Source organism: Burkholderia sp. HI2714 (assembly GCF_002223085.1).
Lineage (GTDB): Bacteria > Pseudomonadota > Gammaproteobacteria > Burkholderiales > Burkholderiaceae > Burkholderia > Burkholderia lata_D.
The window spans coordinates 160,501-172,649 of record NZ_NKFM01000015.1 but is presented as its reverse complement, the minus strand read 5'-3'; the positions used below and the strand labels follow the sequence as shown (position 1 = coordinate 172,649).

Sequence of the window (12,149 nt, the reverse complement as noted above, 5' to 3'; positions counted from 1 at the left end):
TCGAACTGCCCTCCCCTGGAAGCCCACGATGGATATCGACTTCAAGCCCTACCCGTTCGTCGCCGAGCGCCATCCCGCGCATCTGCCTGCCTGCGACGACGGTATCGATCCACACCGGCATCGCGTGGCGATCGTCGGCGGCGGCCCCGTCGGCCTCGCCGTCGCGCTCGGTCTCGCGAACCACGGCATCCGCAGCGTGCTGATCGAGGCCGACGATGCGGTCTGCCACGGCAGCCGTGCGATCTGCATCTCGCGGCGCAGCCTCGAGATCATCGAGCGGCTCGGCGCACTCGACGACTTTCTGCGCACGGGGCTGCCGTGGACCGGCGGACGCAGCTTCTACCGTCGCGACGAAGTGCTGCATTTCACGATGCCGCAGGACGAAAACCAGAAGCTGCCGCCGATGATCAATCTCGCGCAGTATCACATCGAGCAGTTCCTGCTCGACGCCGCGCTGCGCCGCCCCGAACTCATCGAGATCCGCTGGCAGGCGAAAGTCACCGGCGTGACCCGGCAACCGGATGGTGTGCGCCTGGACGTCGACACGCCGCTCGGCGGCTACGCACTCGGCGCCGACTGGGTCGTCGCGTGCGACGGCGGACGCAGCACGATGCGCGAAGCGCTCGGCCTGTCGCTGCAGGGCACGAGCTACGAGGGCCGCTACGTGATCGTCGACATCGCGCTCGACAGCGACCGGCCGACCGAACGGCTCGCGTACTTCGACCCGTCGTCGAACCCGGGCTCGACGGTACTCGTCCACAAGCAGCCCGGCAACGTGTGGCGAATCGATTACCAGTTGCGCGACGATGAGGATCCCGAAGCGGCCGTCAAGCCGGAGAACGTGATCCCGCGCGTGCAGAACCTGCTCGACATGATGGGCGAGCGCGGCGACTGGTCGCCGATCTGGATCACGATCTACAAGGCGAATGCACTGACGCTCGAACGCTATCGGCACGGGCGCGCGCTGTTCTGTGGCGACGCTGCGCATCTCGTGCCGATCTTCGGCGTGCGCGGCGCGAATTCGGGCATCGACGATGCCGACAACCTTGCATGGAAACTCGCGTACGTGACGCGCGGGCTCGCATCGGACACGCTGCTCGACAACTACTCGGACGAGCGCGTGTACGCGACGCACGAGAACCTGCGCTACGGCACGAAGAGCACCGAGTTCATGGCGCCGCCGTCGTTTGCGTTCGAACTGATGCGCAAGGCCGTGCTGTCGCTCGTGGTCCGGCACCCGGCACTGCGCTCGCTGATCAATCCGCGCCAGACGACCGCCATCGCCTATGCGACGTCGTCGCTCAACGCAGCCGAACGCGACACGTTTTCAGCCGGCCCCGCGCCCGGCACGGCGCTCGCCGAATGTCCGCTGAAGCTGTACACGGCGCACGGCAGCGACATGCGCCACGGCCACCTGACCGACCTCGTCGCCCCGCGCTTCACCGCGTTCTGCTTCACGTCCGACGGCGTGCCCGATCCGACGCTCGCCGATCTTGAACAGCGCCTGCACGCAGCGCGGATACCGTTCGCTCTCGTCACGCTCGCACGGCATGCGGCGCCGCGGCATTCGGCCTGCGGCGGCCATGACGACGACGGCCGACTGTTCGACATGTACGGCGCGCGCGACGGCACCGTCTATCTCGTGCGTCCGGACGGTCACGTACTCGGCCGCTGGCACGACGCTCGCGCGAGCGACGTGACCGCCGCGCTCGAACGCGCACTCCATCCGTGCGCCTCAACCGATCCTCAGGAGACCGCATGATGACGGACACCGAACGCGACATCCTCTACACCGACCTGTGCCGCACGATGACGCGGATCGGTGAAGCCGATGCGTCGCTCTTTCTCGCCCGCTTCGCCCTGCTGTCGATCGAGGCGATCGGCGAACCCGCGACCGTCGCACGGCTCATCGCCGACGCAGGCGACGGATTGCCCGACGCGGGCATGCAGGCATCGACGCACGACCGATGACGCCGACGGCCGACCGGCTTCACCGGCGGTCTTTTCTTACAGATTCATTTCGGCACGCACCGCCCGTGCGCGAGCCATGCCGTATGTAGACAAATTCGCTGGAAAATCCCGTTAAGGGTGCATAACATTACTTAACGATTCCGACCCGTCTATCGCGTTACATTGCGTGGGCGGCGCGGCGAGTCGTGATGCCGCCTTCATTCAGCTTGCGGCGACACAGCCGACGTCCGGTCATTCGACACAACTCAAGGAGAGGACAACCATGACTCATGGCTTGATTATGTGGCTCATCATCGGCGCGATCGCCGGCTGGCTTGCCGGCTTGCTCGTCAAGGGCGGCGGCTTCGGGCTGATCGTCGACATCATCGTCGGGATCGTCGGCGCGGTGATTGGCGGCTGGCTCGCCGGGATACTCGGCATCAGCATCGGCAGCGGCTTCATCGGTTCGGTGATCGTCGCGGTCGTCGGCGCGGTGATCCTGCTGTTCGTGATCCGGCTATTCAAGCGAGCGGCCTGACGCTTCTCTCCACGCGCCTTCGGGCGCGTTTTCGCATCAGGCCGGCGCGCGGCACGCTCGCCGCGCGCCGCCGGCCCGTTCAGCGCTTGGCGCGCTGCAACCAGCTGTCGAGCACGTCTGCCGTCAGCAATCCGCTGCGCGCTTCGCGTGCACCATCGCGCCCGATCCACACGGTGCGCGGCATCTCCCCTCCCCTCCCCATCCCGCATCGAGCGCCGCGCGCAAGCGCTCGGGCATCGGCTCCGCATTGGCATACTGCGCGACCTGCGGCGGCAAGTTCATCTGTGCGAGCGCCTGTGAGACGGCCGCGCCGTTGTCGTCGTACGCATCCATCGCGACCATCGCGAGTTGCACGTCCGGATGACGACGCTGCCACGCGACCAGATGCGCGGCGAGCGGCTGCCTCTGCTGCGCGGGCGCGGCTTGCATGCTCGTGTGCGCGGCGTGCGAATCGGCGGCCTTCGGCACGTTGTGCGCGTCATGCGCGCCGACTCGCGACAGCAACGCGAACCACAGCGCGCCGCCTGCCGCGAGCGATCTCACAGCGACCACTTCAGTTCTCCATAGAAAGTACGGCCCGGATACGGGTGGAACACGTAGTAGCGGCGGTCCGTCAGGTTGTCGATGTCGAGCGACGCGGTCCAGTGACGGTCGAAGCGGTAGCGCGCCTTCAGGTCGACGACCGTGAACGCGCTCGTGCCGCCGTAGACGTCCGGGTTCACGTCGCTGTTGTCGAGCGTGTTGAACTGGCGGCCCGAGTAGCGCACCCCGACGCTCGCGAGCCAGTGCTCGTCGAAGCGATACGACGCGAGCAGGTTCGCACGCATGCGCGGAATCCGCGGAAAGCGCGAACCGACATACGCGGGATTCGCGGCATCGGCGAGGATCTGTGCATTGCTCGCCGACACGTTCGCGTCGAGCGCGAGCCCCTTCAAACCGACGTTCTCGCCGCTGAACGCGAGTTCGACGCCGCGCACGCGCACGCGATCGACGTTCGAGATGTTGGTCACCGTCGTCGCGCCCGACACCGTCGTCTGGCTGTAGATCGAATCGCGCAGGTCGCTCTGGAACACGCTGGCACGCACGACGCCGACACCCACGTCGCGTTCGGCCGTGAAGTCCCAGTCGATCGCCTTTTCCGGCCGCAGGTTCGGGTTGTTGTTGACGATCGCGTTGTTCGAGATCGTGCCCTGGAACAGTTCGCCGACCGTCGGGAAACGCGTGCCGGTCGCGAACGACAGCCGGAAGCGCCAGACATCGGTCGCATCCCATTGCACCGCAACCTTCGGCGACAGCGCATTCGCGCTGCGGTCCGCATAGCCGAGCGTGCCCGTTGCATTGCCGAGCGCGCCGCCGTACGCATCCCAGCGCTCGTAGCGCAGCCCCAGCGTCGCGAGCCAGCCCGGCGCGAAGCGCCACGCGTCCTGCCCGAACAGCGCCTGCGTGCGCGTGTCGCCGCGATAGACGCTCGACAGCGACGTGGTCGGCCCGGCCAGCCAGTCGGCCGTGTTGTACGTGACGTTGCGCAGGAAGTAGTTGTCGTAGTGATAGCCGAACGTGAACGTGTGGCCCTTCACTTCCGGCGCCTCGGCCTTCAGGTCGAGCGTGCGCCAGCCGGTGCCGTCGCCCTGGAACAGCGTGCCCGCACCGCCCCGCACGGTGGACGCCGAGCGTTGCACGTCGCGTGACACGTCGTACGCGGACACGACGCCCGACAGGCGCCAGCCGGAATCGAGCCGGCCATTGAGGCCGAGCGCGTACAGCCAGTTCTCCTGGTCGCCGCGCTGCGGCGCGAATGCGTTCGGCGCGACGGTCATGTTCCGGCCGCTCATCGACACGTTGCCGCCGTACACCGGATTGCCAGCCGCATCGCGCAGGAAGGTTTCGCCGTGCTGCCGGTAATGGTTCTCCCAATGCCCGAGCGTCAGCGTCGCATCGACGTGGTCGGTGAACGCATAGCCCATCCGCACCATCTCGTTGAGCTGCTCGGTCCGCTCGATCGTCTGCGCGCCGACGATCGTTCGCGGCTTGCCATTGGGCCCGATGTCGGTCGCGGCGCCCGTCACGGGCACGGCGGCGCCGAGCTTCGGGTTGTACGCCGAATTGGGGCTCGCATACTGCATCGGCTGACCGTTGTTCTCGAGCCGGTCCAGCGACAGCGCGAACCAGAACCGGCCAACCCGGTTCGCGATCCGCGCGGTCTGGTGATTGCCGCCGAAGCTGTCCGCGAATCCGTAGCCGTCGTGATAGCGCTGCGTGAAGAACTGCGTCGACAGCGACGCCTCGAGCTTGTCCGGGCGCCGCGTCGTGAGCAGCACGGTCGAGCCGATCGAGTTGCCCGGATACAGCGCGGAAAAAGGGCCATAGAGCACGTCGACGCGCGCGATATCGTCGGGCGGAATCAGCGACCAGCGCGGCGGATACGCATAGCTCGACCCGAGCAGGTTCGACAGCAGCACGCCGTCGGCGTAGACGAGCCCGCGCGCGCTCTGCAGTTCGTTGAAGTCGCGACCGGCGAACACGCTGTTGCGGTCGCCGATATAGCGCTTGCGGACCATCAGGTTCGGCGCGTACTTCAGCGCGTCCTCGGTGGTGACGTTGGTGTGCGACTCGATCTGCTCGCGTGTGATCGACGTGACGACGGCCGGTGTATCCGGATCGACCGGTTGCCGCTGCGCGGTCACGCTGACGGCGGTCAGCGTATCGCCGGCCGCCGGCGCCGGCGGCACGGTTGCGACGGCCGAAGCGGGAGCGGAAGCGGGGACCTCGGCGGCACGCTCGACGCCACCGCGCGCGGTAACACCGCGTGCATCGTCGGTCGAGGCCGCATGGGCGGCAGGCCACGCAAATGCGGCCGCGCATGCGAGCGCGAGCCGGCCGCGCGTCGGCCGCGCGGCAAAGGGAGAGGACATATGTGAATTCCTGAAAACTTGATCGGACGCCGCCGGACACGAGCGCGCGCCGCGCGCGGACGGCGCGGCACGCGGCCCGGCCGCGGACGGCACGCGCGCCATCGGGGCGCGCGGACGATATCAATCAGATCGGAGCGTTTTCAGGCGGGGCGCGAGGCTGCGCGAGACGGATGCCCTTGCGGGGGAAATCGGGAATGGCCGGCGCGGCGGCGCGATAAGCAAACGTCCGCACGAAGCCCGGCAGTGCGGGCAGGCTCGACCCGAGCGCCACGTTCGCCGCGAAGCCGGGACAGTACACGCAGTGCGGCACGCCGGCATGGTCGAACGACGACGTATCGTGATCGCCGCCCGCTTGCGCGAGCACGACCTGGTGGGCGCCCGCTGCACTGCACAACTCAAGCGTGAGCTCGCCGGAGCCGCTCGATGCAAGACGCGCATAGCCGATGACGGGCGACAGTACGTTCAGTACCAGCGCCAGCCATACGAGGCCGATCCATCGCGTCGTTCGTTTCATCGCGGTCCAGAAAAAGTGCGCGCAAGTATAACAACCGGCCCGAGTGTCGCCGATTCCGCACGATGCAATAGTCGGCATCGCAGCGCGCGTCAGAGCGCATGTGCCGTTAATACAACAGAGACAAAATCTAACGATTCGCCACTGGCATAAATCCAAGCACGAGGTTGATAATCATCGAACCTGCTGGAGAAATGACCATGGACGAAAGACCAACCCGCATGCCACCGCCGGAGCAAGTGATGAGCCCGGATCCGGAACCCGTCGGCGTGGAATTCCTCGCCGAATTGCCCGACCACGTACGGGCATTCTTCGACGAGCAGCACAAGCTGTACTCGCCGAAGTGAACGCCTGTTCGGTTCTGTAACCGCCACGTGTCGATCATCGCTATCGTGCGGTTCATCACTGCGCCTCGCGCGCAATTCGCCTCGCACCCGGGCCGCAACAGCCTGACGGTGCCGGATCAGCTCGCCTGCTGATTCTCCGGTCGCTGCGCTACGCCGCGCGACTGTCTTCGTCTATCCTTCTGGTTTTCCATGTCCGGCCCGCCCGGCTCTCCCGATCGTTCCGATGAAGCAAGCCATTCGTGCCAGCCTCGCTGTCGCCGCGCTCGGCGTCGCCCTCCTTTCGTCCCCGCGCATCGCCAAGGCAGACGGTGACGACACCGCCCTCACCAATATCGTCGCGCTCGCGTCGCAGCGCCTCGCGCTCGCCGAACCGGTCGCTCGATGGAAATGGGCGAATCACAAGGCCATCGAGGACCGGCCGCGCGAAGCGGAACTGCTCGTGTCGGTCGAGAAGCGTGCGGCACAGGCCGGCATCGATCCCGCGTTCGCACGGACGTTCTTCGAGGATCAGATCACCGCGAGCAAGGATGTGCAGAACGCGCTGTTCGCGACCTGGCGCGCGACACGGCCACCGGAAGGCACGCCGCCCGATCTCGCGACCAGCACGCGCCCGGCGCTCGACCGGCTGACGCAGAAAATGCTCGCGGGGCTCGTGCAGGTTGCACCGCTACGGGATGCGCCTGATTGCCAGGCGCGGCTCGCGCGCAGCATCGCCAACTGGAAGACGCTCACGCGCTACGACGCCACGCAAACGCGGGCACTCGACACTGCGCTGTCGCACGTCTGCTCGGCCGGCGGCGCAAGCGCGATCGGCTGACGACAGCGGGCGCGGGTCGCTCGACCCCACCTGACTAACCCGCCTGCCCCGCAGGCGTGAGCGCGGCGAGCGGAATCAGCTGCAGGCCGCGTGCGAGATGCGTCTGCAGCAGGCGGTGGGTGAAGGGCTCGAACGCACCGTCCGTCCCGTCGGCCGCGAGTTGCGCGGCCGCGTCGAGCGATTCCGCCGCGCCGAGATAGCGCCAGCCGTCGATCACATGAAACAGACGGCGCTCGCCGCTCGCCTCGAATGCGACCGCACCTTCGAACGGCCAGGGTGCAGCGCCGGCACGGGTGTCGGCCGCGGGGCGCCGGTTGTACGACGGCCGCAGCCGGGCAATCCATTGCGCCTCGGCCAGCATCGCCCCCAGCTCGTTACCGGTCTCGCGCCATTCGACCCGCCGCACCTGCTGCGCCAGCCGCATTTCCTTCGACGAACGGCGCTCGCCCGTCAGCAGCGCGCGCAGCCGCTGCCGCACACGTACGCTGCGGCCAACATACAGCGGCGCATCATCTTCCCCGAACAGGGCGTACGCACCGCAGCCGGCCGGCGCGGTATCGAGCCAGGCTTCGGTCAGGTCGCCGCCCAGACGGAAGTGGCGCGTCGTGCGCGCGATCTGGTCGCGCAGCCGCTCGAGCGGCACGATGTCGTGCAACAGGCGCCAGAACTGCCACAGCAGGTCGGCATCCGCCAGCGCCCGGTGGCGCGCAGCCGGCACGAGGCCGTGGCGCTCGATCAACGCATCGAGCCCGTGCCGCGACTCACGCGGGAACAGCGCTCGCGACAGCCGCACCGTACACAGCACATCGGGATTGAACGCGAAGCCGGCCCGCTCGAATTCGGCCCGCAGGAAGCCACGGTCGAAGCTCGCGTTGTGCGCGACGAAAAGCTTGCCGTCGAGCCGCTCGAACAACGCCGGCGCCAGCGACGCAAATGACGGCGCGTCGCGCACCATCTCGTCCGAAATGCCCGTCAGTTGCTGGATGAACGGCGGAATCGGCTGCCCCGGATCGACGAGCGTCGTCCATGTCGACACGCCGAACGGGCCGATTTCGACCACGCCGATTTCGGTGATGCGGTGTTCGGCGGGCGAACCGCCAGTGGTTTCAAGGTCGACGAAAACGAGCGGCTGTTCGCTGGCGGGATCGGACGGACGGGGGGAATCAGACATGAAAAGACTGGGAAACGATGCTTCCGTGAGTATGCACCGGCATTCGGGTTCGCGGCCAGCCCGAACCGGAATGTTCCATCCCCGCAAAACAAAAAGCCCCCGCGATGCGGGGGCCGGACGTGATCGGCAATGCGTGGCGCGTCAGACCGCCTGGATATTCGCTGCCTGCTTGCCTTTCGGCCCGACTTTCACGTCGAACGAAACACGCTGGTTTTCCTTCAGCGTCTTGAAGCCGTCCATCTTGATTTCGGAAAAGTGTGCAAACAAATCTTCACCGCCATTGTCCGACGTAATAAAGCCGAAACCTTTAGCATCGTTAAACCATTTCACGATACCGGTATCCATGTCTTCGTTCCCCACTCGATTAGATCCAAAAAAGCTATTTTTATAGCCGTTTCCCGAAATCCCGAAACATTGCGCCAGCACCTGCACCAGCACCAGCACGCCGCCCGAGGACGGAGTGCTGACTTTATAAATTGGACAATCCGGGTGCGTCAAGGAAATTTTTGACGATCGTTTTATCAAAAAAGCGCTAATACCACTGGAATCGGTACACTGCCGCCTTTGATTAATTGATTCGCATCAAAAACCTGTCAACATTACCGGGATCGGAGCATTAATAATCTTGTCCGAGAAAATCCTACCGGGGACAAATCGGCTCGGTAAATTCCTCGGGTTTTTTCCGGGTTGCGGAAACCCGAGGACATTGCGATGCTGACTTAACGTCGGAAGGAAGGAGAAGGTCATGTGGCTGGACGGAATCAAGCGCTTCGCGAGCCGGCTCGGGCGCGTACACCGCAAGTCCCGCGCCCTGGCCGAGTCAGCGTCCTCGCGCGAAGCGCCGTGCGACACCGAATTCGATACGACCTGGCACGGCGATCACTGGCAGAACCTGCTCTCGTCGCCCCTCGATGCCCGTCACTACGTGATGGAAGACTGGACATACACGCCGCCCCCCAATGAAGCCAAGGAGGCCGCACCCGCGGCCAAGCGCAAGCGGCGCTCGTTAGCGCAATAGCGCGCGGACCGACGGGGCAAAAAAAAAGCGCGACTGGGAAGTCGCGCCGACAAAGGTTTGGAGATCTTTTCCGTCAACGAAAAAGTCTGCTTCGGAAAGCAGAGATCGCAGTATAGCGAGAGAACAACCTTTCATTAGCCATGCTCCACACAAACCTCTATTGCCGATGTGTCAATAATCGGATCACGGCCACCCCCGCCTCCTGCTGACCGTTTGTCGCGCTCGCGCAACGCCCGCTACGTAGTCCTGATCGCTGTTTTTCTTCGCTGCACCGCCGCAAACCCTTGATGGACAATCGTTTGCGCCGCATTGTCAATCTTTGCGGATTCCAAAATATACTATTGCTTAAAGCGCATCATTCCCCCGCTCCACGCACTCCGTACACTGCAGATGGCTTTTCGATAAGCGCACCGCCGCTCTGCCGGACCGGCCGCAACGTCAAGCACAACATGCCAGTCCGCAGCAGGTTCGATCGACATCATCCTGTTTGGAGACAGATCCATGAAAAAAACCCTGATCGTCACCGCGTTGTCGGGTGTATTCGTTACGGCAGCTCACGCCCAAAGCAGCGTGACGCTCTATGGCCTGATCGACGCAGGCATCACCTACACGAACAACCAGGGTGGCCACAGCTCATGGTCGGAACGCAGCGGTCAGATCAACGGCAGCCGCTGGGGCCTGCGCGGTACGGAAGATCTCGGTGGGGGCCTGAAAGCAATCTTCGTGTTGGAAAACGGCTTCAACATCGCCAACGGCACGCTCGGCCAGAATGGCCGCGAATTCGGCCGCCAGGCGTTCGTCGGCCTGTCTCAGGACCAATTCGGCTCCGTCACACTCGGTCGCCAATACGATAGCGTCGTCGACTACATCGGGCCGCTGTCGCTGACCGGTACGCAATTCGGCGGCACCCAGTTTGCCCACCCGTTCGATAACGACAACCTGAACAATTCGTTCCGGATCAATAACTCCGTCAAGTACACGAGCGTCAATTTCGGCGGCCTGAAGTTCGGCGCGTTGTACGGCTTCTCGAACAGCAACCAGTTCTCGAACAATCGCGCATACAGTGCGGGTGTGTCGTATAGCTACGCCGGCTTCAATATCGGCGCTGGCTATCTGCAGTTGAACAATGACATCTCGGGCCTCACGTCGGCTGCGGTCACCAACAGCGGCGGCGCGGTAGCAGGCGACAACACGTTCGTCGGCAAGCGGCAGCGCGTGTTCGGCGGCGGCTTGAACTACACGTTCGGCCCCGCGACGGCCGGCTTCGTCTTCACGCAAACGCGCGTGAACCGGGCGCTCGGCATCTCTGCGGGTGCCTCGGGCGTGTCGAGCGGCCTGGGTCTCGACGGCACGTTCGCCCGCTTCAACAACTACGAAGTGAACGCGCGCTACGCACTCACGCCGGCCTTGTCGCTGGCCGGGTCGTACACGTACACCGCCGGCTTCCTGGACGGCCGTCATCCGGGCTGGAATCAGTTCAACCTGCAGACCGACTATGCACTGTCCAAGCGGACCGACGTGTACGTGCAAGGCGTGTATCAGCGCGTCAGCACGGACGGCCTGGGCATCGGCGCCTATGTCAACGGCCTCGGCGGTGCTTCATCGACCAACAAGCAGATCGCGGTCACGGCCGGCCTGCGCCATCGCTTCTGAGCGACCGGCATTTCCGCCGCACGCCGGATGACGAAGCGCCCCATCGGGGCGCTTTTTCTTTGCCGGGTTGCGCCGTGCGCTGTTCAGGCGTTGCCCGGCGCCGGGTAACGGACGTCGAGCACGTCGATCGGCTGCGGGCCGGCCGGCGTCATCAGCATGACGGTATCGCCGATCTTCGCCTTGATCAGTGCGCGCGCGACCGGCGAAATCCAGCTGACACAGCCATGATCGAGATCGACCTCGTCGATCCCGACGATCGTGATCGTGTGATCCTCGCCGTCCGGTGTCTCGTAGTCGACCGTTGCGCCGAAAAACACCTGGTCGACATTCTCCTGCCGGCTCGCATCGACGACTTCGGCCAGATCGAGCCGCTTCGTCAGGAAGCGGATGCGGCGATCGATCTCGCGAAGCCGCCGCTTGCCGTAGATGTAGTCGCCATTCTCCGACCGGTCACCATTCGACGCGGCCCAGGACACGAGGCGCACGACCTCGGGACGCTCGACGTCGATCAGGTTCAGCAGTTCGTCCCTCAGCCGCTTGTGGCCGGCGGGCGTGATGTAGTTCTTCGAGCCCGCCGGGATCGCGGGCTGGACCTGGTCCAGATCGTCGTCGTCACCGTCCGACTCTTTGACAAACGCCTTGTTCATGATGCAGATTCAACATGGATGACTGATGCTCCAAGGGTACACGAAGGGCGCCCCGGCAAGGTCATGGCACCTAATTTGCGAATAAGGCTTCCCTTTTTATACAACCCTGCTATACTTCCGCTTCTGCGTGCGGCTGTAGCTCAGTTGGATAGAGTACTTGGCTACGAACCAAGGGGTCGTGGGTTCGAATCCTGCCAGCCGCGCCACTTTTTCGAGGGCCTTCCCAACCGAAGGCCCTTTCAGTTCGAAGCAGTAGAAGTCTTGTTGTTGCGTGCGGCTGTAGCTCAGTTGGATAGAGTACTTGGCTACGAACCAAGGGGTCGTGGGTTCGAATCCTGCCAGCCGCGCCACTTTTTTGGGAACCTTCCCATCGCAGAAGGTTCCGACAGTTGAGAAGTACCGTTTTGCGTGCGGCTGTAGCTCAGTTGGATAGAGTACTTGGCTACGAACCAAGGGGTCGTGGGTTCGAATCCTGCCAGCCGCGCCACCTTAAAAGGGCTTTCCTCCGGGAAAGCCCTTTTTCTTTTCTGCCTTCCCTTCCCTGCTCACGACATAGCAACGTCCGGTTGCGTGGCGCCTTTTTTC

The 12,149-nt window shown here is 64.6% G+C and carries 12 protein-coding genes, 3 tRNA genes and 1 pseudogene; 10 read left to right on the top strand and 6 right to left on the bottom strand.

The annotated features are described in order from the left end of the window. Positions 1-28 precede the first annotated feature (28 nt). The 3 genes from CFB82_RS05340 (at position 29) to CFB82_RS05330 (ending at position 2,488) form a co-directional block, all read left to right on the top strand. Entirely contained in the window at positions 29-1,762 is a 1,734-nt protein-coding gene (locus CFB82_RS05340; RefSeq protein ID WP_089483550.1) for an FAD-dependent oxidoreductase, read from the top strand. Beyond that, positions 1,759-1,971, top strand: a complete 213-nt coding sequence (locus CFB82_RS05335; RefSeq protein WP_069247401.1) for a hypothetical protein — start codon at positions 1,759-1,761, stop codon at positions 1,969-1,971. The genes CFB82_RS05340 and CFB82_RS05335 overlap by 4 nt, the downstream gene beginning before the upstream one ends. 262 nt (positions 1,972-2,233) lie before the next feature. Then, positions 2,234-2,488, top strand: a complete 255-nt coding sequence (locus tag CFB82_RS05330) for a GlsB/YeaQ/YmgE family stress response membrane protein (RefSeq protein ID WP_039343362.1) — start codon at positions 2,234-2,236, stop codon at positions 2,486-2,488. Positions 2,489-2,567: 79 nt separating this feature from the next. Here CFB82_RS05330 and CFB82_RS05325 read toward each other — a convergent pair. The 3 genes and pseudogenes from CFB82_RS05325 to CFB82_RS05315 form a co-directional block, all read right to left on the bottom strand. Beyond that, positions 2,568-2,881, bottom strand: a pseudogene (locus tag CFB82_RS05325) (TlpA family protein disulfide reductase); the annotation flags it as partial. A gap of 146 nt (positions 2,882-3,027) precedes the next feature. Continuing rightward, positions 3,028-5,400: a TonB-dependent receptor gene (locus CFB82_RS05320; protein WP_089483639.1), complete on the bottom strand. Its 2,373-nt coding sequence runs from the start codon at positions 5,398-5,400 to the stop codon at positions 3,028-3,030. Between the two features lie 124 nt (positions 5,401-5,524). After that, positions 5,525-5,914 (bottom strand): DUF2946 domain-containing protein, encoded by a 390-nt coding sequence (locus CFB82_RS05315; protein ID WP_069247400.1) that lies wholly within the window; start codon positions 5,912-5,914, stop codon positions 5,525-5,527. 197 nt (positions 5,915-6,111) lie between these two features. Here CFB82_RS05315 and CFB82_RS43125 point away from each other — a divergent pair, with 197 nt between their 5' ends. Together CFB82_RS43125 and CFB82_RS05310 are read left to right on the top strand one after the other, a co-directional pair. Then, positions 6,112-6,258, top strand: a complete 147-nt coding sequence (locus CFB82_RS43125) for a hypothetical protein (protein WP_006756195.1) — start codon at positions 6,112-6,114, stop codon at positions 6,256-6,258. A gap of 223 nt (positions 6,259-6,481) precedes the next feature. Then, positions 6,482-7,075 carry a chorismate mutase gene (locus CFB82_RS05310; protein ID WP_069247399.1) on the top strand — a complete coding sequence of 198 codons (594 nt, stop codon included), beginning with the start codon at positions 6,482-6,484 and terminating at the stop codon, positions 7,073-7,075. Positions 7,076-7,109: 34 nt separating this feature from the next. Here the strand turns inward: CFB82_RS05310 and CFB82_RS05305 are convergent, their stop codons facing one another. Together CFB82_RS05305 and CFB82_RS05300 are read right to left on the bottom strand one after the other, a co-directional pair. After that, the gene (locus CFB82_RS05305) at positions 7,110-8,246 is read right to left on the bottom strand and encodes an exonuclease domain-containing protein (protein ID WP_069247398.1); all 1,137 of its coding nucleotides are present in this window, start codon (positions 8,244-8,246) and stop codon (positions 7,110-7,112) included. 141 nt (positions 8,247-8,387) lie between these two features. Then, a complete protein-coding gene (locus CFB82_RS05300; RefSeq protein ID WP_011351289.1) occupies positions 8,388-8,591 on the bottom strand; it encodes a cold-shock protein in 204 nt (67 codons plus the stop codon). Positions 8,592-8,991: 400 nt separating this feature from the next. Here CFB82_RS05300 and CFB82_RS05295 point away from each other — a divergent pair, with 400 nt between their 5' ends. Further along, a complete protein-coding gene (locus CFB82_RS05295) occupies positions 8,992-9,264 on the top strand; it encodes a hypothetical protein (protein WP_069247397.1) in 273 nt (90 codons plus the stop codon). A 501-nt stretch (positions 9,265-9,765) separates the two neighbouring features. Next, positions 9,766-10,917 (top strand): porin, encoded by a 1,152-nt coding sequence (locus CFB82_RS05290; RefSeq protein ID WP_069247396.1) that lies wholly within the window; start codon positions 9,766-9,768, stop codon positions 10,915-10,917. An 83-nt stretch (positions 10,918-11,000) separates the two neighbouring features. Here the strand turns inward: CFB82_RS05290 and greB are convergent, their stop codons facing one another. Next, on the bottom strand, positions 11,001-11,564 hold the full coding sequence (gene greB / locus CFB82_RS05285; protein WP_069247395.1) for a transcription elongation factor GreB: 564 nt from the start codon (positions 11,562-11,564) through the stop codon (positions 11,001-11,003). 129 nt (positions 11,565-11,693) lie between these two features. On the opposite strand from greB, the gene CFB82_RS05280 reads away from it, so the two are divergent. The 3 genes from CFB82_RS05280 to CFB82_RS05270 all read left to right on the top strand — a co-directional run bounded on the left by CFB82_RS05280 (position 11,694) and on the right by CFB82_RS05270 (position 12,051). After that, positions 11,694-11,770: transfer RNA gene (locus CFB82_RS05280), tRNA-Arg, on the top strand. 67 nt (positions 11,771-11,837) lie between these two features. Beyond that, positions 11,838-11,914, top strand: a tRNA-Arg gene (locus tag CFB82_RS05275). A gap of 60 nt (positions 11,915-11,974) precedes the next feature. Beyond that, a tRNA-Arg gene (locus CFB82_RS05270) sits at positions 11,975-12,051 on the top strand. Positions 12,052-12,149 lie beyond the last annotated feature (98 nt).